The following is a 21,867-nucleotide window of genomic DNA, read 5'->3' on the forward strand; positions in this document are numbered from 1 at the left end:
GCGTTGCCGTGGTTTCCGCGTGTCCGATGTGACGCTCGACCACCTCTAGCGCCGTCCGCGACAAGGCCCGCCCGGTTTCATCCGGTCGATCGCCGGCCTCTGCCATTCACATTTCAGGTTTGACCATGAAACGTTTGTTTTCCATGGCGCTCCTGCCCATCATCCTGGGCGGATGCGCTGCCACATTGCCTGCCGAGGTCTCAAGCCTTGGCGATCCCGCCAATAGCACGAGCGGTATTCGAAGCACGCAGTATCGCAGCCCCATTTCGGGCTACACCCACCGCGAACCCACCGGCCCCAAGGCCTGGGGCCCCCTCAACGAAAAACAGTCGACCGCCAAGGGAGACGCGTCATGAGGCTTCGCAAGCTCAACCTCGCGGCAGCCATCGGTCTGCCCCTCGTGCTCGCCGGCTGCGTGACCGAATACTCGGCCAAGGACGCGGGCTTCACCACCGTGGATGCCAAGGTCTCGACGGCCGCGACCAAGAAAAGCGTCTGGATCCAGAACCGCGAACAGGCAGACAAGGTCAATGCCGAGGTCAAGGCGCTCCTGAAGCGCAAGACAATCGACGCCGACACCGCCGTTCAGGTCGCACTCCTCAACAACAAGGGCCTGCAGGCCGCCTATGCCGATCTCGGCGACGCGTCGGCGGATGCCTGGCAGGCGACGTTGTTTCTCAACCCGACTGTCTCGATCGGCACCACCGGGATCGGCACACCGGAACTGCAGGCCTACAAGGCGATCGAGGGGCTGGTCACCACCAACATCCTGGCGCTCCTGACCCGCGACAAGACCATCGCGGTCGCCGACGCGCGTTTCCGCCAGGCGCAGCTCAACGCCGCGCTCAGCACGCTGCAGCTGGCCGCCGAAACCCGCCGCGCCTGGATCGAAGCGGTTGCCGCATGGGAAACAGTCGCGCAACTGAACCAGGCCCAGGCGGCTGCGGACGCCTCCTCGGAACTCGCCGCAAAACTGGGTGAGACCGGCGCCATGGGCAAGGGCAACCAGGCGCGCGAGCACGTCTTCAACGCCGAACTCGCCGGCCAGGCAGCCGAAGCCCGGCTTGCAGCCCGTCTTGCCAAGGAAAATCTGACGCGACTGATGGGTCTCTGGGGTAGCGATGTCGACTACCAGGTGCCGAACCGCCTGCCGAACATGCCGAAGACGCTGGCCCGCAAGGACAGCATCGAGGCCGAAGCGCTGAAGCGCCGCGTCGACCTGCAGATCGCCCGCCTCGACCTCGAAGCCGTGGCCAAGTCCTACAGCCTCACCGAGGCGACCCGCTACGTGACCGACCTGGAACTCGTCGCCGGTGCGGAGGCGGAACGGGAGAAGGAGGATCATGGCACCAAGGTCGAGACGACCGGCCAGTTCGAGTTCGAATTCGTGATCCCGATCTTCGACAGCGGCAATGCGCGCATGCGCAAGGCCGAGCTTGCCCATATGCGCTCGGCGAACCTGTTGGCGGAAAAGGCGGTCAACATCCGCTCGGAAGCACGCTCAGCCTACGAGGCCTATCGCTCGCGCTACGACATCGCCCGGCACTACCGCAACAACGTCGTGCCGCTGCGCACCAAGATCGAGGAAGAAGCGACGCTCAGCTACAACGGCATGATCACCAGCACCTTCGAGCTGCTTGCCGACGTCAGGGCCAAGGTCAATTCGACCGTGCTCTCCGTCAACGCGAAGCGCGATTTCTGGCTGGCCGATGCCGATCTGATGACCGCAATCCACGGCGGCGGATCGGGCGGCTCGGCTGGAGGCGCGGCAGCGCCCGCGGCAGCGGAAGCCGGCGCCGGACACTAGGGCGGGAGCAGGAAAAGTGTGTGCGGTTTTCCGTACGCATCCCGCCCTAACTCAAAAAAGGATCAGATATGTTCAACAGAAGAAACTTCCTCGGCGCCGGTGCTGCTCTCGTTTCGACCGCCGCCTGGGCCCAAACCTCAAATTCCGGCCTGCCCGAAGCGGCAAGCATGGACAATGCCTCGACCCAGAAGCCGCTCGTGCCGACGAGCGGACCGGACTACAGCCCGGTCGTCACCCTCAACGGCTGGACATTGCCGCACCGTGTGAACAACGGCGTCAAGGAATTCCACCTTGTCGCGGAGCCGGTCGAACGCGAGATGGCCGACGGCATGACCGCCTATCTCTGGGGCTATAACGGCCAGTCGCCAGGCCCGACAATCGAGGCGGTCGAAGGCGACCGCGTGCGGATCTTCGTCACCAACAAACTGCCGGAACACACCACCATTCACTGGCACGGCATGATCCTGCCTTCGGGCATGGATGGCGTCGGCGGCCTGTCGCAGCCGCATATTCCGGCCGGCAAGACCTACGTCTACGAGTTCGACCTCGTGAAGTCCGGAACCTTCATGTACCACCCCCATGCCGACGAAATGGTACAGATGGCCATGGGCATGATGGGCTTCTTCGTGGTGCACCCGAAGGATCCGAACTTCATGCGTGTCGATCGGGATTTCGTGTTCCTGCTCAATGCCTATGACATCGATCCCGGCACCTATGTGCCGCGCATCATGGAAATGACCGACTTCAACATGTGGTGCTGGAACAGCCGGATCTTCCCGGACATCGACCCGCTGGTCGTGTCCAAGAACGACCGCGTGCGGGTCAGGGTCGGCAACCTCACCATGACCAACCATCCGATCCACATGCACGGCTACGACTTCGAGGTGACCTGCACCGATGGCGGCTGGGTGCGGCCGGAGGCACGCTGGCCGGAAGTGTCGATCGACATTCCCGTCGGCGCCATGCGCGCCTACGAATTCGACGCCAAGTACGAGGGCGACTGGGCGATCCATTGCCACAAGTCGCACCACACGATGAACGCGATGGGCCACGATATCCCGACCTTCATCGGCGCCGACAAGAAATCGGTCGCGGAAAAGATCCGCAAGGTGAAGCCCGACTACATGCCCATGGGTACGGCCGGCATGGCCGACATGGGCGAAATGGAAATGCCGCTCCCCGACAACACGATCCCGATGATGACCGGCTGGGGTCCGCACGGCGCGTTGGAGATGGGCGGCATGTTCTCGGTGGTGAAGGTGCGCGAAGGCATCTCCGCCGGCGATTACAGCGATCCCGGCTGGTACGAAAACCCGCCGGGAACACAGGCCTGGGAATGGACCGGCGCATTGCCGGAACCGACGCGGGCCAAGGATGCCAAGACCGTGCTCACGCCCAAACCGTGAGAGGGCGGCCGACTGCAATGACCTCTTTCAAATCCATCAGGAACATTACGATGAAGAAATCAGCACTCGCTCTGGCGCTCGTTATCGCCTCCGCCCTTTCCTCCCAGGCGCTCGCCAGCGGCAGCCACGCCGGCGGCCACGACAAGGTGTCGATCGGCGAGCCCGGCGACAGCAAGAAGTCGACGCAGACGATCCGCGTCACCATGAAGGAAACCGACGACGGCAAGATGATCTTCACCCCGGCAACCATCAAGGTTCGCCAGGGCCAGACGGTCCATTTCGCCATCAGGAACGCCGGCGAACTCGCCCACGAATTCGTGCTCGACGACAAGGCGACGATCCAGGAACACAAGATCACCATGGAGAAGTTCCCCGACATGGAGCACGACGACCCGAACGCCATCCGGCTCGAGCCGGGCAAGTCCGGCGACATCTACTGGACGTTCACCAACGACGGCACCTTCGAATTCGCCTGCCTGGTGCCGGGCCATTACGACGCCGGCATGCACGGCCCACTCGACGTAGTGAAGAAGTAACCCGAGAAAACAGGAAAGGATGAAACCATGAAAACCGTAGGCAAACTCCTCGCAGCGCTCGCATTGGCTGTTTCCACCGCCACGTTCTCCCTACCCGCCCAGGCCGCGGAGTTCACCAAGGGCGTGGTCAAGAAGATCGACACCAAGGCCAAGAAGGTGACGATCGACCATGAGGATCTGAAGAACCTCGACATGCCGGCCATGACCATGGTGTTCCGCGTCGATGACGCGGTGCTTGCCAAGCTCAAGGAAGGCGCGTCGATCGAATTCGTCGCCGACCGTGTCAACGGCAAGCTGACCGTGACCGAGATCAAGTAGCAGCGACAAACTGCCCGGGTCGACTTTGCGCGGCCCGGGCGCCACAATCCTGAGATCAGGCAAGAATGGAAAGGAATGTTCGATGAACGTATTACGCAGGCATTTCGTGGCGGGCACGATCGCGGGCATCACCCTCTTTGCGACGGGCGCCGTCGCGGCAACCGGCACCATGGCCGTCTACAAGGATCCGCAATGCGGCTGCTGCGAACAATGGGCCGACGCAATGGAAGCGGCCGGCTACAAGGTCGAGGTGCGCGATGAGGCCGACATGTCGGTGATCAAGACGCGCTTTGCGGTTCCGGCCGACATGGAGGGCTGCCATACCGCCGTCATCGACGGCTATGTCATCGAGGGCCATGTACCGCTCGAAGCGGTAAAGAAGCTGCTGGCCGAAAAGCCGGATGTCGCCGGCATCGCGGTTCCCGGCATGCCTTCAGGCTCGCTCGGCATGGGCAACGATCCGCAGGCCTCGTACGATGTCTACACCATCGCCAAGGCGGGCGGCGCGAAGTCGACGGTTTATTATCAGGTCAGGCCGGCGAACTAAGCCGCGCTTCGCCCTCTAAAGGAGAGCACACAATCCAAGACGCCTTCGCGACGGCGAGGGCGCCTTGGCTTTCAATGAAGCCAGCGCCTGAATAAGTTAGGGGTTCTCCGGGTCGATTGGCGATTCCAGCACCTGCGGCTCTCCGATCTCAACCGCATGCCCGTCCAGGTCACTGAAGCGGAACACACGCTGGCCCCATGCCTGACGCTCGACCGGATGGATCAGGTCCACATGCGGCGCAATGCGCGCGAAGGCCGCATCGACATCCTCGTGCTCGAAATAATGCAGCAGATTTCGCCGCCCGTAAGGCTCATCCGAACCAAACTCTGTTCGCCAGACGGTCCGCTCCAGCGAACGTCCTTCATGGATCGCGAAGCCGCCTTCGAAGAGGACGAAGTTTCCGAAATCCTCGCGAACCGTCAGGCCAACAATCTTCTCGTAGAATTCCCGGGAGTGATCGATGTCGCGGACGAAAGGGATCGGATTGATGAACCGCATGCAAGTCCTTTCGTAACGTCCCGAGCAGATAGACAAATCTATCTTCGCTGCCGCGCGGAAGCCAAGAAATTCAGGCGGCGCGCCAGCTGTCGTCTTCACCCCGCTGAAGCAAGGGCGTTTGAAACACTCCGACGACACGCTCCGCCCAATGCGGTGCACGGTCCGCAAGCGGCTGGTGCCAGCGCTCGGTCTGCAGCATGGCCGCGCCGATCGCGACCGGCTCGATGCCGCAGGCTTCCATCAGCGTCAGCCCGGCAAGGATCGACGTACCGCTGGAAATGACGTCATCGATCAGAGCCACGCGCTTACCCTCAAGCAACGGCAACATGCGCGGATCGACGTAGAGACGCTTCTTCTGGTCGGGCGTGGTGATCGAGGAGAGCGGCACGGAGAGATCGTCGACATACCAGAACTTCTTGGACGTTCCGAGTGGCACGTAGCGGCTATGGCCGAGCTTGCGGGCAACGGCAGACGCAAGCGTGAGGCCGAGCGTCGGCAGACCGGCGACGACTTCGGGCTCATAGGGTGCGAGCTTCGCCGCAAGTTCCGTTGCCAGTGCGTCCTCAACAGCAAAGCTCGCCTGATTGACGATCAGCGAGGCCAGCGCATGTTTGCCGTCGGCGAGTTGACGGATCGGCAGGAGAATCTGCCTGCCATCGCCGAGGGACGCCGGGAAGAAATCGCGATAACCCGCCTGAATATCGAAGCTTTTCGGCGGGTAGATTTCCTGCCAGAAGTCGTGGGGCTGCATCGGTCCGGTCCTCGTCTGCGCGCTTTCGCCCGAAATGAAAGGCGATCAAAAAGGCCGGCTTGCTGTTCTGGTTCCGGCCGTTTTCGTCTATACCGTTTGCGACTTCGATCAAACCGAAAGGGCGCTGCGGCTCAAGCAAAGCACGCGGAATTCACAAGCCCTTCGCGCAATGAAACATGGGAATGCCTGACGATGCGCCTGCCAGACGGAATAGCCGACGACCTCACCTTCCTCACCGACTTCCGTCGCGACCTGCATGCCCATCCGGAACTCGGCTTCGAGGAGGTACGCACCAGCGATCTCGTTGCCAAGTGGCTTGAGGAAGCGGGTCTAAAGGTCCACCGAGGCTTGGGAAAAACCGGCGTCGTCGGCACGCTGCAGGTCGGCAACGGCACACGCTCGATCGGCCTTCGCGCCGATATGGACGCGCTCGCCATGCCGGAGATCGCCGACCGTCCCTACAAATCCCGCGAGGCCGGCAAGATGCATGCCTGCGGCCATGATGGTCACACCACCATGTTGCTCGGCGCCGCCCGCCATCTGTCGAAGACCCGTAATTTCTCCGGCACGGTGCACTTCATCTTCCAGCCGGCCGAGGAAGGGCGTGGCGGTGCGAAACGTATGGTCGAAGACGGCCTCTTTGAGCTGTTCCCTTGCGACGCGGTTTACGGCCTGCACAACATGCCGGGCCTTGACCCGGACGAGATGGCCGTCGTCGCCGGTCCGCAGCTTGCCTCTTCGGATAGCTGGCGGCTCACCTTTCGCGGCGTCGGCACCCATGGCGCCAAGCCGCATCTCGGCCGCGATCCGGTGACGGCCGCCGGCACCTTCCTTGCCTCGCTGCAGTCGATCGTCGGCCGCGTCGTCGATCCCTTACAGCCAGCCGTCGTCAGCGCCTGCTCCGTGCGCGCCGGCGACCCGAAGGCGCTCAACGTCATCCCCGATACGGTGGAAATCGGCGGCACCGCCCGCGCCTATACGCCCGAAGTGCGCGATCAGCTCGAAACCGAGATCGGCCGGCTCGCGCGTGGTACCGCCGAGATGTATGGGATTTCCGTCGACTACGAATTCGAACGCCGCATTCCGCCCGTCGTCAACGACGCCGATGCCACTGCCCGGGCGTTGAGCGCCGCTCAGGCGGTGTTCGGCAAGAAGACCCGGACGTCATTTCCGCCGTCGACCGCCGGCGACGATTTCGCCTTCTTCGGGCTGGAAGCGCCCGGCTGTTACGTCTGGCTCGGCAACGGCCCCGCCGTCGACGGCGCGCTGCACCACAACACTGCCTATGATTTCAACGACGACGCGATCGGTCCGGGCGCCACCTTCTGGTCGACCCTCGTGGAACAGGAACTGGCACGCGCCGAGTAACGCTTTGATCGCGAAGAAGCAGGCGGGAGCGTGCGATCTCAAGGATTTAGAACCTGCGCTTGAAGGGCGAGGCAAGCTGTCATACGGAAATGACGTCGGACTTCAACGGCCGCTCTGCCTTAGCGGCCTTTGAATGTCAGGCTTCAAGGATCTCCAGGATCGGGCTTTCCATGACCTTGCCCGTCGCCACGTCGGCAATGCCGCGATCGGTCTGGTGCGGTCCGGCGTTGCAGGCGAGCGTCGCGCCGAAGCAGGCCTTGAAGACCAGATAAGGCGGCTGCCAATCGACGATGCGGCCGACTGCTTCGCGGAGTGCTGCAAAGCTATCCGCCACCTCTTCCAGCGGCTCCTCGGAAACCAGCCCCGCGAGTGGCAGAGGCAGGAGTGCATTGACCTTGCCGCCGGACACAGCGGCCATGCCGCCACCGGCAGCAATCACCGCATTTGCAGCGACCGCCATATCCTGCGCATTGCCGCCGAAAACCGTGAGGTTGTGGCTGTCATGCGATACCGTGGTTGCAAAGGCGCCGCGCCAGGCGCCCCAACTCGACAGCAGACCCACAGCCGGTCGGCTATCGGCGCGCCCGTGACGATGCGCCACGGCGATCAGAGTCGTCCCCTCGGGCGGAACGACGAAGCCGCCCTCAACCGCGGCAACGGCATCGCCCCATTGGGTAAAACGCGGCCGGTCGATGGTCGCGACGCGGACCTTCGTGCCATCTGCTGGAATGCGGAAGTCGTTCTCCGACAGCGGCGCGATCTTCATCGTTCCGTGCAGGGTCTCGGCGGCAATGCCGCTGAGCGGCTCGATCATCCGTCCGGCGTCTGCAATCGTCTTGCCGTCGACGATGACCGTGCGCGCACGGAAATCAGCGAGATCTTCGAAGACCACGATGTCCGCCCGACGCCCTGGCGCCACAAGTCCAAGATCATGCCGGCCCAGGCGGACCGCGCCATTCAGCGTTGCCGCCCGAAGCGCCCATTCGGCGGGCAGGCCATAGCGCACCAGCCGGCGAACGACATCGTCGAGACCGCCGGCATGGGCAAGATCGTCCGGGAAAACGTCGTCGGTGCAGAGCGTTACCGTCTGAGGAAGATGGCCCAGAGCCTTGATCGTTTTGACGAATTCCGGCAGCAGGTGATCGTGCGAACCGCGCAGTTCGATCGAAAGCCCTGCCCTGAGTTTTGCCAGCAGATCGTCGCCGGAAACGAGTTCATGGTCGGAGCTGACGCCGGCGGTCACGAAGGCCTGGAGATCAGGCCCCGCAAGGCTGCGCGCATGGCCATTGACTGGCTTGCCGGCGGCAAGCCCCGCCTGAACGATCCCGGTGATGCGCGCCTCACCGTCGATGACGCCGCGCATGTTCATCATTTCGGCGATGCCGCCGATTTCCGGCCAGCTCAAAATGTCGGCGATCACATCAGCGTCGAAATCGGCACCGGCCAGCTCCAGGCCGGGTGCTGACGGCACGCTCGACGGTGCCAGCAGCATCGTGCGCAGCGGCAGATCGCGACTGGCGTTTGCGGCCCAGCGCACGCCGGCCACACCGTTGACATTACCAAACTCATGCGGATCCCAGACGACGGTCGTCACGCCACGCGGCAGCACCGCATTGGCATAGGTCGCCGGCGTCACCATCGAGCTTTCGACGTGCATATGGGTGTCGATCAGACCGGGCGAAACGTAAGCGCCCGTCGCATCGATCATGGTTGCCGCATCGGAGCGCGTGCCCGGTTCGTGGACACTTGCGATCAACGATCCAACAAGGCCGATATCAGCCGGGCGAAGCTCGCCCGTCACCACGTCGACGAGCGTACCGGCCGAAATCAGAACGTCGAACGGTTCAGCACCACGCGCTGCCGCCACTGCCCGGCTACGGAGCGCCGCATCCATCAAGTCCTGAGGCTGCTCTATGGAACTCACTTCTGCGCTTCCTTCATCAAAGCGCCCAGGATCTGAGCCCTGGTCGTCTCGACATGGGCATCGACGGCATATTCGGCATTGAAGATCGCATGGCTTTCGCGCGTTTCGACGACGGTGCGCCCCCGGGCCAGCGTCCCTCCGAGTTCGACATCGATGCGCGCCTTGCGAAACGAGATTGCGCCCGGATTGACGAAGGCAACGGCAGCGCAAGGGTCGTAGATCGCCATGCCCGGCCGGCCGCGACTGGTGCCGATCGAAATGAAGCCGGCAAGCAGATCGGCGATGAGGGCGGCATGGACGCCACCCGCCGAGCGGATCGGCGCGACGTCATCGGGGTAGGCAAAGACCTTGCGGCAGAGATCGAGATCGACCATGCGCAGCGGCAGGCCATGAGCGATCACGATCGCCAGCGCTTCCGGATCGGCGAAGGCGTTGAATTCGGCAGATGCCGTATGGTTGCCGCTGGTGACGCCGCCCCCCATCCAGGTGAGGTCGGTGATCCGGCTCGCCAAGTCCGGACGGGCAAGGCAAAGGGCAGCGAGATTGGTGAGCGGCCCGAGCGCCAGAATCCGCTTCGGCCCCTCCTGCTCCAGCCAGGCGCAAAGTGCCGCAAAGGCTTCGCTTACCGGCAAGGCGTCGGCCTCCGGCAGCGTCAATCCCGCTGTCGGCATGCCGGCTTCGCCAAGGATGCGTTCGGCAGTTTCGAGCTTGCCGAGCACCGGCAGGGCGCGCCCCTCATGGATGGGGAAAGCCCAGCCGAAAGCGCGCGCGGCGCCGGCAGCGTTGCGCTTCACCTGGTCAAGCGGCGTGTTACCGAAAACCAGCGAAACGCCGTCGATCTCTTCACCGGCATGAAGGACGACAAGCACTGCGGCAATGTCGTCGAACCCCATGTCCGTATCGATCCAGACACCCATCGGACCTTACCCGAACTTCTTGAGGCGTGCGGCCTTCTCGACCGGCAGGTCGAAGGCAATGGCAGAACCGGTTTCACGGGCTGCAAGTGCTGCATCCTCTTCCGCCTTGATGGCGCCGAGCGGCGTATCGAGCAGGTACTCGCGCGTGCTGCCGGAGAAAGAGGCTCCGCGCACGGTGCCTTGGAAAGGACCTGAACCAAGGGTCACCATGCGCGGACGCCACGCAAGCCCTGCCGTGTCAGGCGGCAGGGATCCGGAGAGATCGATCGGGCCGTTCTCGGCCTTCAGCTTGCCGCCCTCGACGGCAAAGATGTTTTCGAAACCGACGAAGTCGGCGACGAAGCGCGAGATCGGGCGGTTGTAGATATCCTCGGGCGTGCCGATCTGCTCGATCGCGCCGTTCAGCATGACGACGATGCGGTCCGCCAGCGACAGGGCCTCGCCCTGGTCGTGGGTGACGAAGATCATCGTGACGCCGGTTTCCTTCTGCACCCGCTGCAGTTCCGTGCGCATTTCGAGGCGCAGACGAGCGTCGAGGTTCGACAGCGGCTCGTCGAGCAGCAGCACCTTCGGCTCCATGACCATGGAACGCGCCAGCGCGACACGCTGCTGCTGGCCACCGGAGAGTTCGCCCGGCTTGCGGGCGGAAAACTTCGAAAGCCCGACCGACTTGAGACCGGCGGTCACCTTGCTCTCGATCTCGTTGGCCGGCAGCTTCTTCAGCCGCAGGCCGAAGGCGACGTTTTCGAACACAGTCAGGTGCGGAAACAGCGCATAGGACTGAAAGACCAGGCCGACCGAGCGCTTGTTGGCGGACACGCGGGTGATGTCGGCACCATCGAGCTTGATCGCGCCGGACGCGGGCGACAGCAGGCCGGCGATCGAGCGCATCGTCGTCGTCTTGCCGCAACCGGAGGGCCCAAGGAAGGCCACCAGTTCGCCCTTGCGGATCGAAAGGTCGAGGTCCTTCACCGCAACGGTATCGCCATAGGCGAGCGTCAGTTTTTCAAGGCTGAGGAAGGGGGCGTCAGACATAGCGAGAGAATCCCAGGAAGCGTTCGGCAAGGAAGACGATGCCGATGGACATGAAGGCGAGCAGCGCGGAGAGGGCGGCGACCGACGGATCGTAGGTGATCTCCATGTAGGAGAGCATGTCGATCGGCAGGGTGCGCACACCCGGACCGGAGAGGAAGAGCGATACCGGCACCTGGTTGAAGCTCGTGACGAAGCCGAGGATGAAGGCGGCGAGGATGCCGCTGCGGATGTTCGGCATCACCACGCGGAAGAAGGCGCCGGCGCGCGAGGAGCCGAGCAGCACAGCTGCCTCCTCGATATCGGAGCGCAGGTTGTTGAGGCTCGCCGAGACGACCCGGACCGCATAGGGCAGAACCAGCGCGGTGTGGGCGAGGAACAGCGTCAGCGTGATGTTGAGGCCAAAGGGCACGACGATGTAACGCAAGAGCGCCAGGCCGACGATGATACCGGGCACGATGATTGGCAGCGACACGATCGTGCGGATAGTTTCGCCAAAAGGCAGCTTGTAGCGCGAGAGGGCGTAGGAGGCGGGAACGCCGAGCACGAGAGCGGCCGCCGTTCCGCCGATCGCCAGCAGCATCGAGATCGCGAAACTTTCCTGGAAGCTCTCGACCGTGAACACCTTGGCGACCCACTTGAGCGAGAAGCCCTGTGGCGGGAAGGCCAGCGTCTCGCCGCCGGAGAGCGACGCGGCGACGATGATGAAGAACGGCCCGATCAGGAAGCCGATCACCAGGAAGAGGACGAGCGGAGTAAAGATACGAGGTGTCATCGCTTGTTCCTCGCGGTGGCAAGCCGTTTCAAAAGAAGATTGGCGGCAAAGCTCATGACGATCAGGATGAAGGCGATGACGCTGGCCGCGACGAAATCGTTGGCGACGGTGACGCGCTGATAGAGCAGCGTTTCGAGCATCAGCACCTTGGAGCCACCGAGGATCGCCGGTGTGATGTAGGCCGTGAGCGAGCCGGTGAAGACCAGCGTGCCGCCGATCACCAGGCCTTCCTTGGTCAGCGGCAGGATCACCTTGAAAAACACCTGGAACCAGTTGGCGCCGAGTACGCGGGCAGCCGGGATCGCATCCTTCGGCATGTTTTCAAGCGCGCTGATCAGCGACAGGATCATCAGCGGCAGGAAAAGCTGCAAGAGACCGATGAACACGGCGGTCTCGGTAAAGAGGAAGCGGATCGGCTCATCCGAGAGGCCGACAAGCTGGAGCGCCTGGTTGACGATGCCGGTGCGGCCGAGAATGACGATCCAGGCATAGGTGCGGGCAACCGACGAGATCATCAGCGGCAGCACGACAAGGCCGATCATCTGTCCCTTGTTGCGCGGCGTCAGATTGACGATCGCAAAGGCGGCGGCATAGCCGATGACCGCCGAAACGACGGTAACCATCAGGCCGAGCCGGAAGGTGCGCAGGAAGACGGTGCGGTTCAGCGGATCGGAAAAGAAGGTCGTATAGGCCGACAGCGACCAGCTGTCGGCGCTGCGAAAGCCTTCCGCCAGCAGGATCACCACCGGCGCCAGAAAGACGATCGCCGCAAAGACCGCTGCGGGCAGAGCGAGCGCCAGGGCTTCGGCGCGGTTCTGGAACATCCTTCTTCCTTTCAAGGCATTCCGGGGCGCGTCTCATCGCGCCCGTCGCATCAGGTCTCCACCGGCGATCACGATCCGCCGGTGGAGGTCGCAATGGCTTGGTCTTACTGGCCGACCTGGGCGTTCCACTCCGACAGCCACGCTTCGCGGTTGTCGAGGGCAACGGCCGACGGGATCAGCTTCAGATTCTTCACGGTCTCTTCGCCGTAGGTGAGGTTTTCGGCGATCTCAGGCGAAACCTTCACGTCCTTGTTGGCCGGGCTGTCGACCAGCTTTTCGGCAAGCGCGGTCTGAATTTCGGTCGAGAGCCAGAAGTCCATGAACTGAAGCGCCAGATCCTGGTTCTTGCTGCCCTTGGTCAGCACCATGACGTTCATGCCGCCGGTCTGGCCTTCCTTGGGCGTTGCCCACTTGATCGGCAGGCCGAGCTTGGTGAAACCTTCCCAGGAGAAGCGACCGATCGGAGCGGCCCAGATTTCTTCCTGCTGCATCAGCTGAACGAGCTGGGAGGACTTGACGTAGAAGGTGACGATATCGTCCTTCTTGGCGCCGACGGCGGCAATCGCTTCCTTGAGGTCAGGCGTGTTCTTGCCGATGGCTTCGCCGACCATGTAGAGCGCCGGCGGGCCCTGGTTGGTGGTGACGTTCGGGAAGGCGACGTGGCTGGCGTTCTTGTCGCTCAGAAGATCGGCCCAGGAGTTCACTTCCATCTTGTCCGAGCGATAGACGATCGAAGTGGCATAGAAGGTGTAGCCGACGCTCATGCCGTCGCCGTTCGGGTCCTTGGCAAGGTCGTAGAGCTTGTTGAAGTTCTGGAGCTTCGAGGTGTCGATCTTTTCGATGAGATCGGCGCGGGTGGCCGAAAGCGCGTCGGCCATCGAGACGACGGCCATGTCGACGACCGGGCTCGCCTTGTTGGCTTCCATCTTGGCGAGGCGCTCGACGCTGTTGCCGGTTTCGACGACGAGCTTGCAGCCGCACTTCTGTTCGAACGGAGTGTAGACCAGTTCCTTGAATGCGTCCTGGGCAAAGCCGTAGACGGAAATGGTGAGCGTCTTTTCCTGAGCGGATGCGACAGGGGCGGTAACGAGCAAGAGCGCGCTCGAGGCAAGCAAGAACTTCTTCATGGCTGGTGTCCTCCTTCGGTGACGGATGTAGCTGCGGTGGCAGTGGTAAGAACGGGTTGAGACGCGGACGGTGCCGCGGCCGATTGCCGGACGACCAGATGCATCGGCACCTTGGAGGTCGCCGCCGTAACCGGTGCGCCGATCTCGGGATCGGACGGGTCGCGCTCGCTGATCGCCTTCACGAGCGCTGCGACGGCGATCGCCGCGATCTCGGTCATGTCCATGCGCGCGGTCGTCAGCGCCGGCGTGATGACCGGCGACCAGATCAGGTCGTCGAAACCGGTGACGCTCGCCTTTTCCGGCACGTTGATGCCGGCGCGCTGCAATTCGGTGAGCGCCCGCAGCGCATGGAGATCGGAGATGCAAGCAAAGGCCGTGTAGCCTTCCGCCACCTTATCGGCGAGGCCGAGCGGACAGCCCTTGCCGGCCGCCTTTTCCAACGGCTCGATCCAGAGCGTATCGGTATGGGTGCCCTCGCCGAAGACCGAGCGAATACCGCCGGCGCGGTCGTTCTGCACGTTCGAGGCGGGATTGTTGCCGATGATCAGCACGCGGCGGTGGCCGAGAGCCTTGAGGTGTTCGCCAATCTGCCGGCCGCCACCCCAATGGTCGGCGGCGACCGTGTTGCCCGGCGTCGAGGGCGTATCGATGACGGCGACCGGACAGCCGACATCGGCAATGCGCGTGCCGCGCCTGGGCACGATCACCAGGCCATCAACGTCGCGATCGATCAGGCGCTCGATCGCCTTGGTCTGGGTCGAGACGTCGCCGCGCGAGTCGGCGATCAGCACGCCATAGCCCGAGGACGAAGCCGCAAGCTCGATTGCCTGGGCGATCTGCGGGAAGAGCGGATTGGCGATATCGGGAAGCACGAGGCCGAGAACACCCGTGCGGCCGGTGCGCAGCGCCCTGCCCGCCTGGCTCGGCACATAGCCGAGCTCGGCAGCGGTCGCGCGGATCTTTTCCACCATCTCGGCGGAGACGCGCCCCTTGCCCGAGAGCGCGTTTGAAACCGTCGCCGCGGAGACGCCCAGCGTTCTGGCAATCCTCGTCAGTTTTGGTCCGGAACGCGCCAAATCAGTGGTTTCCGCTATCGCGTGATTAAACGATTAATCAGCCGATATATCAGAATCTTCCGACTGTCGAATCCTTTTGTCGACTCGTTGCATTTTGCAATTTTCGAGGGAAAAGATTTGCGAACAACAATCGATTTCCGCTTGGCGCCTGGCGTTCACAATCAGCGGAAGGAGTTCACGTCAATTCCTCAAGCACCAACGGGCCGTCCAAAGTCTGCCTGATATATCTCCGCCGACACCGAGCGATGAAAAGCGAAACACGCATCTGCCCAACCGCCGCAATCGCGGGTACAAATTTCAACTTCGCCTGACAAAAGAAATCAATTTTCCCACTAAATTACTAGGGAATAAGTATGATGCACGGCAATCGTCCGATGGCTAGAATTCGGGCGGCGGTGCGATCCGCACAACAGGCATAAGCAGGAGTTTGGGACATGACTGGCACTATCATCGGCTTTGGCAAGACCGCGGGACAAACCCGCCGGGCGCGCGGCGCAACCTTGGCAGCTACCACGCTGGCGCTGGCTCTTTCGTCGAGCACGGCCGTTCTTGCCGAGGACGCGAAATTCGATCCCAACGCCTCGATCACCATCGGCTCGCTCTATGAGCCGCAGAACCTCGACAACACCGCCGGCGCCGGCCAGGGCATCAACGAAGCCTTCAACGGCAATGTCTATGAAGCGCTGTTCACGCTGACCGATGCCGGCGACGTTCAGCCGGGCCTCGTGGCCGAGCAGAGCGTCAGCGACGATGGCCTCACCTACACTTTCAAGCTTCGCCCCGGCGTCACCTTCCACTCCGGCGATCCGCTGACGGCGACAGACGTCAAGTACAGCATCGAACGCGTGACGGCAGAGCAATCCAAGAGCTCGCGCAAGAAGAGCCTTGCAACCATCAGCGCCATCGAGGCGCCCGATGACCAGACGGTGGTCGTCAAGCTGTCTGCCCGCTCGATCTCGCTGCCCTACAATCTGAGCTATGTCTGGATCGTCAACGATGCGGCCAAGGACCTGAACGCCAGCGAAGATGGCACGGGCCCCTACCGCCTCGACGAATGGCGCCGCGGCTCGTCGCTGGCCCTGATCCGCAACGACAAATACTGGGGCACCGCGCCGACCAATGGCGAAGTCGTCTTCCAGTACTTCACCGACGCGACCGCGCTCAACAATGCGCTCCTGACCGGCGCCGTCGACATCATCACCAGCGTCCAGAGCCCGGACTCGATCGCCCAGTTCAAGGACAATCCTGACTTCACCGTCACCGCCGGCCAGTCGACGACCAAGGAACTGCTCGCCTTCAACGACCGCGTCGCCCCCTTCGACAACGTCAAGGTCCGCAAAGCGATCGCCCGCGCCATCGACGACAAGAAGCTGCTGACGTCGATCTGGGGCGAATACGGCACGCTGATCGGCTCCTTCGTTCCGCCGACGGACCCCTGGTACGTGGACCTCACCGCCGTCGATGCCTATGACGTCGAGAGCGCCAAGGCGCTGCTGAAGGAAGCGGGCTTTGCCGATGGCTTCACCTTCAAGCTCGACACGCCGAACTACGACCCTCATCCGATCGTCGCCCAGTTCATCCAGAGCGAACTCGCCAAGGTCAACATCAAGGTCGAGATCAACGTGATCACCGCCAACGAGTGGTACACGAAGGTCTACAAAGCACATGACTTCCAGGCGACTTTGCAGGAGCACGTCAATCACCGCGACATCGTCTTCTACGGCAATCCGGACTTCTACTGGGGCTACAACAATCCCAAAGTCGTCGACCTGATCAAAGCGTCGGAGGCAGCGGCCAACACCGACGAGCAGACCGCACAGCTCAAAGAAGCCAACACGATCATCGCCGAGGATGCCGCCAGCAACTGGCTCTACCTCTACCCGCAGATCGTCGTCTCGAGCTCGGCCGTCACCGGTTATCCCGTGAACGGCCTGAACTCGCAGTTCTTCGCCTTCGGCATCAAGAAGAGCGAGCAGTAAGCGGCATCGCCATCCCGCGCGCATCCGCGCCGGATGCGTAAACGACAGCCCCTGGATCCGTTCCGGGGGCTGATTGCGTTTCGCGCCAATTCGTCCGAGCACCTCTCAGGCCTTCCACAGGCACTCCCAAAGACGAGAGACGCTCTAGCCTCCCTCTTCTTTTTGGTGCAAAAGCCAGCTCTCTGATCACGGATCCCGTGAGAAGAAAGGAATGCAGCCATTCTCACCTATCTCGTCCGCCGCTTTGCCATTCTGCTTCTGTCGCTGCTGATCGCAGCGGTGGTGCTGTTCGTGCTGTTGCGCCTTTTGCCGGGCGACCCCGCCAATGCGCTTCTCTCCGTCGGCGCCGATGCCGTGCAGATCGAGAAGGCGCGCGAACAGGTCGGCTCGAACCTGCCGCTCTGGCAGCAGTTTCTGCGCTTTGCCGGCAGCCTCGCCCGCTTCGATCTCGGCACGTCCTTCGTCAGCGGCAAGCCGGTGATCGAGGAGATCGCCGCGCGGTTGACGGTCACCGTGCCGTTGGCGCTGATGGGTTTTGTGCTCGCTATCCTGATCGCCGTTCCGCTCGGCATCCTCTCGGCCGTCAAGGCCGATCGCTGGTATGGCGGACTGATCTCGACAGTTTCGCAGCTCGGCATCGCCATCCCCGTCTTCTGGGTCGGCATTCTGCTGGTCACGCTGTTCGCCGTCACCTTCCGGCTGTTCCCTTCGGGCGGCTTTCCCCGCCGCGGCTGGCAGAATGAGGGGCAGGTGCTCTATGCGCTCGCCCTGCCCGTCATGACGATCGGCCTCGTCATGGGCGCGTCACTGCTGCGCTATGTGCGCTCGGCGACGCAGGACGTTCTCGGTAGCGATTACTTGCGAACGGCGCGCGCCCTCGGCGCCAGCTTCCCCGAAGCGCTCATTCGCCACGGCATCCGCAATGGCGCCGTGCCGATCGTTTCCATCCTCGGCATCGAGCTTGCGACGACCTTGCTCGGCGCGGTCGTCGTCGAGCGCGTCTTCGCGCTGCCAGGCCTTGGCTCGATGCTGCTGCTTGCGATCGAGCAGCGCGACTATCCGAACGTTCAGGGCGTGCTGTTCATCTCCACCCTGCTGGTGCTGCTGATCGGCTTTGCCGCCGACCTCACCCAACGGCTGATCGATCCACGCCTGCGCGAACGGGCCGTCGGAGGCAACGCATGACCTCGATCGGTACATCCGTTTCTGCGCCGAAACGCCGGCGCTCGCTGGCGCTTACCGTCGGCCTTGCGCTCGTCGGCCTCAACGTCGCCGTTGCGGTACTGACGCTCTTCTGGACGCCCTATGATCCATTGAACGCCTCAGGCGGACGACTGGAAGCGCCGTCGCTTTTGCACTGGCTCGGCACTGACCGCTTGGGCCGCGACCTGCTTACCCAGCTGATGATCGGCGCTCGCACAGCGCTGCTGGTCGGCACCGGTGCGGTTGTGATCGGGGCTGCGATCGGCGTCAGCCTCGGCGTTCTCGCAGCCTTCGCCACGCGCCTTGCCGACGACGTGATGGCCGCGACGCTCGATATCCTGATCGCCTTTCCGACCCTGCTGCTTGCCATGCTGGTGGTGGCGGCAAGCGACAGCGCCAGTCTCTGGTCGGCGATCCTGGCACTCGGGCTTGCCATCTCGGCGATCGTCGCGCGGCTGACCCGCATCCTTGCCAAGCGGGTGCTGCGGCAGGATTACATCGTCGCCTCGCGCACATCGGGAACCTCCTGGGCCGGAGTCGTCTTCCGCCATGTGCTTCCCAACATCTGGCCGACACTCTCGGTCAACTTCGCCCTGCAGTTCGGCCTGGCCGTTATCGCCGAGGCGTCGCTCTCCTATCTCGGGCTCGGTGCGCCGCCCCCGAACGCCTCCTGGGGACGGCTACTGCAGGAAGCGCAAGGGACCGTCTATACGGCGCCGATCGGCGCGATCGCGCCGGGCATCGCCCTCGTCGCACTCGTCATCGGCATGAACCTCCTAGCCGACGGCCTGCGCGATATCGCCGATCCGACACGGGGGAGATCGCGATGACGCCGCTTCTCGACATCAAGGGTCTCGACATCCGCGCCGGCGACAAGCCGCTGGTCTCTGACCTTTCCCTCTCAATCCGGCCCGGCGAACGCATCGGCCTGATCGGTGAGTCCGGTTCCGGCAAATCGATGACGGCAATGGCAGCGACCGGCCTGCTGCCGCCGTCGATCACTGTCGCCGGCTCGATCACGCTCGACGGGCAACAGGTGGTCGGCGCCACAGATCGGGTGATGAACCGGCTGCGCGGCGTGGCCGCAGCGGTCGTCTTCCAGGAGCCGCTGACCGCGCTCGATCCGCTGATGAAGATTGGCCGACAGATCGCCGAGCCCGTTCGCCGGCGTCTGGAACGGGACGGCGGCAAGGCAACGAAGGAGGCGGTCCAACGCGAAGTCCGCGACCTCATCGACAAGGTGGCGTTGCCGCAGCCCGACCGCATCATCAATTCCTACCCGCACGAAGTGTCCGGCGGCCAGCGCCAGCGCGTCGCCATCGCCATGGCGCTCGCCTGCCGCCCGAAGCTCCTGATTGCCGACGAGCCGACGACCGCGCTCGACGTCACGACCCAGGCGGAGATCCTGAAGCTGCTGGACCAGCTGGTGCGCGAGACCGGCATGGCGCTTCTGTTCATCAGCCACGACCTGCCCGTGGTTGCCCAGGTGGTGGAGCGCGTCCTCGTGCTGAAGAACGGTATCGCTGTCGAGGAGGGACTGGTCGGCTCGGTCTTCGGCAAGCCGCAGCACGACTATACCAGGACGCTGGTCGAGGCCGCCCGTCTCTTCGACGAAGCGCTGGGAGCAACCGGATCATGATGCTCGATCTTCAAAACGTCAGCTTCGGCTATTCCCGCCAGCAGACCACCCTCGACAACGTCTCGATATCGGTGCGACCGGGAGTGAGCGTCGGTCTCGTCGGCGAATCCGGATCGGGCAAGACGACGCTGCTGCGACTGATGCTCGGGCTCATTCGCCCGACGAGCGGTAGCATTCGCTTCGGCGAGGAGATCCTCGACACCGGCAGCAGCGCCTTCATGCAGCGCTATCGTCGTGCCGTGCAGCCGGTTTTCCAGGACCCCTATTCCTCTCTCGACCCGCGCCAGCGAGTGATCGACATTATCTGCGAGCCGCTGCGGTCGCTGCGGATCCCGGGTGACCGGACGCAGGCGGTCACCGCGGCGCTCGAAGCGGTCGGGCTTCCTGCCGATGCACTCCACCGCTACCCGCACGAGTTTTCCGGCGGCCAGCGCCAGCGCATCGCCATTGCCCGCGCCATCGTCGCGCGACCGCAGATCGTACTCGCCGACGAGGCGGTCAGCGCGCTCGACCTTTCCACCCGCATCCGCATCGTCGAGCTGTTCAAGACACTCGCTGAGAAGCTGACGCTGGTTTTCGTCTCGCACGATCTCGGCGTCGTCGCGGCCCTCTGCGAGGAGATGGTCATTCTGGAGCGCGGCAAGGTGGTCGAAAGCGGCAAGACCCGCGACATATTGGCCGCCCCGAAGCACCCATACACACAGCGTCTTCTTGCCAGCATTCCGCGCATGCCCGCCTGACAGGGGATTGGCGCGGATATCGCATCTTCAGCCGAATCCACCTTTATCCCCAAGGGCTTGGTGATTCGCGCGCGCATTGATCCAAGACAACCGCTGAGACGCCCTGTTGAGCATAGTGCCGTCGGCCGCAGAATCCCTGCCGCTAACGCCCTGACCGGCGATGTTCAACTTCTTCTGGGGGTCCGGAAAATCATGCCTACTCGCGCCATTCTGCCATCTGCCGTCCTTTTCGCCGCGCTTGCGGCGCCGCTCGCGCTCGCGACGGCGGCAGATCTCTCCGAGCCGGGCGCGGTCGCGGCACCGGAAATGCCTCTCGCAAGCGAGCCAGGCCCGTGGATGATCCGCGGCCGCGCACTGGCTGTCCTGCCTGACGACAAGGGCACGCTCTATCTCAACGGCAGCGCGCTCGACGGCGAAAAGGTCGGCGTCAGCAATTCCGTGGTGCCGGAACTCGACATCACCTATTTCTTCACCGACAACATCGCCGCCGAACTGATCCTCGGCACGACGCCACACACGGCACGCGGCAGCGGCTCGATCGCCGGCCTCGGCGAGATCGGCAAGGCCTGGCTGCTGCCACCGACGCTCACGCTACAGTACCACTTCAACGTCACCGACGAGATCAAGCCCTATGTCGGCGCAGGCGTGAACTACACGATGTTCTACAACGAGAAGCCCCGCGGCGATTTCTCCAGCTTCAACCTGAAGAACACCTTTGGCGTGGCGCTGCAGGCGGGCGTCGACATCAAGCTCGACGACCACTGGGGCCTGAACTTCGACGTGAAGAAGCTGTTCCTGGAACCGGAGGTCAACGCCACCCTGCCCGGCGCCGGTGCTGTCAGCGGCAAGGTCAAGCTCGATCCGTGGCTCATCGGCACCGGTATCAGCTACCGGTTCTGATGACCCCAAACGAAACGGCTTGCGGCGCCCTCTTAAAGGCGCCGCACCCTGTAGAGCCCGACCTTAGACGTGGTGGGCCGTGACGGCTCTGGCGAGTTCGCCCGACAATTGCTGGCTGCCCGCATGGGAGACGTCCCCCAGCGACAGCATACCGACCATGCGCTTGTCCTGGTCGATCACCGGCAGACGCCGCACCTGCTTCGCCTCCATCAGATGAACGGCATGTTCGATCGTCTCGTCCGTGCGGCAATAGACGATATCCCTCGTCATCACGTCCCGCGCCGTCATCGACGCCGGGTCCCGCCCGTTGGCAAAGGCGCGCAAGGCAATGTCGCGGTCCGTGACCATGCCGATCAGGCGGTCGTTTTCGCCGACCGGCAGCGCACCGATGTCCTCGTCGCGCATGATACGCGCGATTGTCTTCAGATCGGTTTCGGGAGAGATCCAGCGAGCGCCGGGATGCATGGCTTCCGATATTCTCATCTCAACCTCCTGTACGT

Annotated in this window: 23 protein-coding genes; 13 read left to right on the top strand and 10 right to left on the bottom strand. The window is 63.3% G+C overall.

Annotated elements, in window-relative coordinates; translation table 11 throughout:
- Positions 1-125 precede the first annotated feature (125 nt).
- From IB263_RS26585 to IB263_RS26610, 6 genes are all read left to right on the top strand, one after another.
- Positions 126-356: a hypothetical protein gene (locus IB263_RS26585; protein ID WP_060644314.1), complete on the top strand. Its 231-nt coding sequence runs from the start codon at positions 126-128 to the stop codon at positions 354-356.
- Positions 353-1,807, top strand: coding sequence for a TolC family protein (locus tag IB263_RS26590; protein ID WP_089043734.1), 1,455 nt, complete (start codon positions 353-355; stop codon positions 1,805-1,807). The genes IB263_RS26585 and IB263_RS26590 overlap by 4 nt, the downstream gene beginning before the upstream one ends.
- Positions 1,808-1,875: 68 nt before the next feature.
- Positions 1,876-3,213: a multicopper oxidase family protein gene (locus IB263_RS26595; RefSeq protein ID WP_060644312.1), complete on the top strand. Its 1,338-nt coding sequence runs from the start codon at positions 1,876-1,878 to the stop codon at positions 3,211-3,213.
- 50 nt (positions 3,214-3,263) lie between these two features.
- On the top strand, positions 3,264-3,749 hold the full coding sequence (locus IB263_RS26600) for a plastocyanin/azurin family copper-binding protein (RefSeq protein WP_034799273.1): 486 nt from the start codon (positions 3,264-3,266) through the stop codon (positions 3,747-3,749).
- A 27-nt stretch (positions 3,750-3,776) separates the two neighbouring features.
- Positions 3,777-4,067 (top strand): copper-binding protein, encoded by a 291-nt coding sequence (locus IB263_RS26605; RefSeq protein WP_060644311.1) that lies wholly within the window; start codon positions 3,777-3,779, stop codon positions 4,065-4,067.
- A gap of 82 nt (positions 4,068-4,149) precedes the next feature.
- Positions 4,150-4,614: a DUF411 domain-containing protein gene (locus IB263_RS26610; RefSeq protein ID WP_034799270.1), complete on the top strand. Its 465-nt coding sequence runs from the start codon at positions 4,150-4,152 to the stop codon at positions 4,612-4,614.
- Between the two features lie 96 nt (positions 4,615-4,710).
- Here IB263_RS26610 and IB263_RS26615 read toward each other — a convergent pair whose 3' ends face one another.
- Complete coding sequence (locus tag IB263_RS26615; RefSeq protein WP_060644310.1) at positions 4,711-5,112, bottom strand: VOC family protein; 402 nt, start codon at positions 5,110-5,112, stop codon at positions 4,711-4,713.
- A 70-nt stretch (positions 5,113-5,182) separates the two neighbouring features.
- Positions 5,183-5,899: a phosphoribosyltransferase gene (locus tag IB263_RS26620; RefSeq protein ID WP_371814219.1), complete on the bottom strand. Its 717-nt coding sequence runs from the start codon at positions 5,897-5,899 to the stop codon at positions 5,183-5,185.
- Positions 5,900-6,055: 156 nt separating this feature from the next.
- Between IB263_RS26620 and IB263_RS26625 the strand changes: the two genes are divergently transcribed.
- A complete protein-coding gene (locus IB263_RS26625; RefSeq protein ID WP_060586142.1) occupies positions 6,056-7,231 on the top strand; it encodes a M20 aminoacylase family protein in 1,176 nt (391 codons plus the stop codon).
- 136 nt (positions 7,232-7,367) lie between these two features.
- Here the strand turns inward: IB263_RS26625 and IB263_RS26630 are convergent, their stop codons facing one another.
- From IB263_RS26630 to IB263_RS26660, 7 genes are all read right to left on the bottom strand, one after another.
- Positions 7,368-9,125 (bottom strand): adenine deaminase, encoded by a 1,758-nt coding sequence (locus IB263_RS26630; RefSeq protein ID WP_210338327.1) that lies wholly within the window; start codon positions 9,123-9,125, stop codon positions 7,368-7,370.
- A 26-nt stretch (positions 9,126-9,151) separates the two neighbouring features.
- Positions 9,152-10,072 carry a nucleoside hydrolase gene (locus IB263_RS26635; RefSeq protein WP_060586137.1) on the bottom strand — a complete coding sequence of 307 codons (921 nt, stop codon included), beginning with the start codon at positions 10,070-10,072 and terminating at the stop codon, positions 9,152-9,154.
- 6 nt (positions 10,073-10,078) lie between these two features.
- The gene (locus IB263_RS26640; protein ID WP_060521736.1) at positions 10,079-11,107 is read right to left on the bottom strand and encodes an ABC transporter ATP-binding protein; all 1,029 of its coding nucleotides are present in this window, start codon (positions 11,105-11,107) and stop codon (positions 10,079-10,081) included.
- The gene (locus tag IB263_RS26645) at positions 11,100-11,879 is read right to left on the bottom strand and encodes an ABC transporter permease (protein WP_060586135.1); all 780 of its coding nucleotides are present in this window, start codon (positions 11,877-11,879) and stop codon (positions 11,100-11,102) included. Before IB263_RS26645 ends, IB263_RS26640 begins: the two co-directional genes overlap by 8 nt.
- On the bottom strand, positions 11,876-12,703 hold the full coding sequence (locus IB263_RS26650; RefSeq protein ID WP_060586133.1) for an ABC transporter permease: 828 nt from the start codon (positions 12,701-12,703) through the stop codon (positions 11,876-11,878). The genes IB263_RS26645 and IB263_RS26650 overlap by 4 nt, the downstream gene beginning before the upstream one ends.
- 104 nt (positions 12,704-12,807) lie before the next feature.
- Positions 12,808-13,830, bottom strand: coding sequence for a PotD/PotF family extracellular solute-binding protein (locus IB263_RS26655; protein ID WP_060586131.1), 1,023 nt, complete (start codon positions 13,828-13,830; stop codon positions 12,808-12,810).
- Positions 13,827-14,906 carry a LacI family DNA-binding transcriptional regulator gene (locus IB263_RS26660; RefSeq protein WP_192439251.1) on the bottom strand — a complete coding sequence of 360 codons (1,080 nt, stop codon included), beginning with the start codon at positions 14,904-14,906 and terminating at the stop codon, positions 13,827-13,829. Before IB263_RS26660 ends, IB263_RS26655 begins: the two co-directional genes overlap by 4 nt.
- 434 nt (positions 14,907-15,340) lie before the next feature.
- On the opposite strand from IB263_RS26660, the gene IB263_RS26665 reads away from it, so the two are divergent.
- The 6 genes from IB263_RS26665 (at position 15,341) to IB263_RS26690 (ending at position 21,367) form a co-directional block, all read left to right on the top strand.
- The gene (locus tag IB263_RS26665; protein ID WP_113136239.1) at positions 15,341-16,885 is read left to right on the top strand and encodes an ABC transporter substrate-binding protein; all 1,545 of its coding nucleotides are present in this window, start codon (positions 15,341-15,343) and stop codon (positions 16,883-16,885) included.
- A 219-nt stretch (positions 16,886-17,104) separates the two neighbouring features.
- Complete coding sequence (locus IB263_RS26670) at positions 17,105-18,070, top strand: ABC transporter permease (protein ID WP_090295980.1); 966 nt, start codon at positions 17,105-17,107, stop codon at positions 18,068-18,070.
- The gene (locus IB263_RS26675) at positions 18,067-18,918 is read left to right on the top strand and encodes an ABC transporter permease (protein WP_060521747.1); all 852 of its coding nucleotides are present in this window, start codon (positions 18,067-18,069) and stop codon (positions 18,916-18,918) included. Before IB263_RS26670 ends, IB263_RS26675 begins: the two co-directional genes overlap by 4 nt.
- Complete coding sequence (locus tag IB263_RS26680; protein ID WP_060530262.1) at positions 18,915-19,727, top strand: ABC transporter ATP-binding protein; 813 nt, start codon at positions 18,915-18,917, stop codon at positions 19,725-19,727. Before IB263_RS26675 ends, IB263_RS26680 begins: the two co-directional genes overlap by 4 nt.
- On the top strand, positions 19,721-20,467 hold the full coding sequence (locus tag IB263_RS26685; protein ID WP_060586127.1) for an ABC transporter ATP-binding protein: 747 nt from the start codon (positions 19,721-19,723) through the stop codon (positions 20,465-20,467). Before IB263_RS26680 ends, IB263_RS26685 begins: the two co-directional genes overlap by 7 nt.
- Before the next feature lie 192 nt (positions 20,468-20,659).
- Positions 20,660-21,367 carry an OmpW family protein gene (locus IB263_RS26690; RefSeq protein ID WP_060530260.1) on the top strand — a complete coding sequence of 236 codons (708 nt, stop codon included), beginning with the start codon at positions 20,660-20,662 and terminating at the stop codon, positions 21,365-21,367.
- Positions 21,368-21,430: 63 nt separating this feature from the next.
- Here the strand turns inward: IB263_RS26690 and IB263_RS26695 are convergent, their stop codons facing one another.
- The gene (locus IB263_RS26695) at positions 21,431-21,850 is read right to left on the bottom strand and encodes a CBS domain-containing protein (protein ID WP_034799235.1); all 420 of its coding nucleotides are present in this window, start codon (positions 21,848-21,850) and stop codon (positions 21,431-21,433) included.
- Positions 21,851-21,867 lie beyond the last annotated feature (17 nt).

This window comes from Ensifer sp. ENS03 (genome assembly GCF_014852035.1).
GTDB lineage: Bacteria > Pseudomonadota > Alphaproteobacteria > Rhizobiales > Rhizobiaceae > Ensifer > Ensifer adhaerens.

Excerpts from the sequence above, each read along its gene's own strand:
- IB263_RS26585 (WP_060644314.1), top strand. The coding sequence starts at position 126 with ATGAAACGTTTGTTTTCCATGGCGCTCCTGCCCATCATCCTGGGCGGA.
- IB263_RS26590 (WP_089043734.1), top strand. The coding sequence starts at position 353 with ATGAGGCTTCGCAAGCTCAACCTCGCGGCAGCCATCGGTCTGCCCCTC.
- IB263_RS26595 (WP_060644312.1), top strand. The coding sequence starts at position 1,876 with ATGTTCAACAGAAGAAACTTCCTCGGCGCCGGTGCTGCTCTCGTTTCG.
- IB263_RS26600 (WP_034799273.1), top strand. The coding sequence starts at position 3,264 with ATGAAGAAATCAGCACTCGCTCTGGCGCTCGTTATCGCCTCCGCCCTT.
- IB263_RS26605 (WP_060644311.1), top strand. The coding sequence starts at position 3,777 with ATGAAAACCGTAGGCAAACTCCTCGCAGCGCTCGCATTGGCTGTTTCC.
- IB263_RS26610 (WP_034799270.1), top strand. The coding sequence starts at position 4,150 with ATGAACGTATTACGCAGGCATTTCGTGGCGGGCACGATCGCGGGCATC.
- IB263_RS26615 (WP_060644310.1), bottom strand. The coding sequence starts at position 5,112 with ATGCGGTTCATCAATCCGATCCCTTTCGTCCGCGACATCGATCACTCC.
- IB263_RS26625 (WP_060586142.1), top strand. The coding sequence starts at position 6,056 with ATGCGCCTGCCAGACGGAATAGCCGACGACCTCACCTTCCTCACCGAC.
- IB263_RS26630 (WP_210338327.1), bottom strand. The coding sequence starts at position 9,125 with ATGGATGCGGCGCTCCGTAGCCGGGCAGTGGCGGCAGCGCGTGGTGCT.
- IB263_RS26635 (WP_060586137.1), bottom strand. The coding sequence starts at position 10,072 with ATGGGTGTCTGGATCGATACGGACATGGGGTTCGACGACATTGCCGCA.
- IB263_RS26640 (WP_060521736.1), bottom strand. The coding sequence starts at position 11,107 with ATGTCTGACGCCCCCTTCCTCAGCCTTGAAAAACTGACGCTCGCCTAT.
- IB263_RS26645 (WP_060586135.1), bottom strand. The coding sequence starts at position 11,879 with ATGACACCTCGTATCTTTACTCCGCTCGTCCTCTTCCTGGTGATCGGC.
- IB263_RS26650 (WP_060586133.1), bottom strand. The coding sequence starts at position 12,703 with ATGTTCCAGAACCGCGCCGAAGCCCTGGCGCTCGCTCTGCCCGCAGCG.
- IB263_RS26655 (WP_060586131.1), bottom strand. The coding sequence starts at position 13,830 with ATGAAGAAGTTCTTGCTTGCCTCGAGCGCGCTCTTGCTCGTTACCGCC.
- IB263_RS26665 (WP_113136239.1), top strand. The coding sequence starts at position 15,341 with ATGACTGGCACTATCATCGGCTTTGGCAAGACCGCGGGACAAACCCGC.
- IB263_RS26675 (WP_060521747.1), top strand. The coding sequence starts at position 18,067 with ATGACCTCGATCGGTACATCCGTTTCTGCGCCGAAACGCCGGCGCTCG.
- IB263_RS26680 (WP_060530262.1), top strand. The coding sequence starts at position 18,915 with ATGACGCCGCTTCTCGACATCAAGGGTCTCGACATCCGCGCCGGCGAC.
- IB263_RS26690 (WP_060530260.1), top strand. The coding sequence starts at position 20,660 with ATGCCTACTCGCGCCATTCTGCCATCTGCCGTCCTTTTCGCCGCGCTT.
- IB263_RS26695 (WP_034799235.1), bottom strand. The coding sequence starts at position 21,850 with ATGAGAATATCGGAAGCCATGCATCCCGGCGCTCGCTGGATCTCTCCC.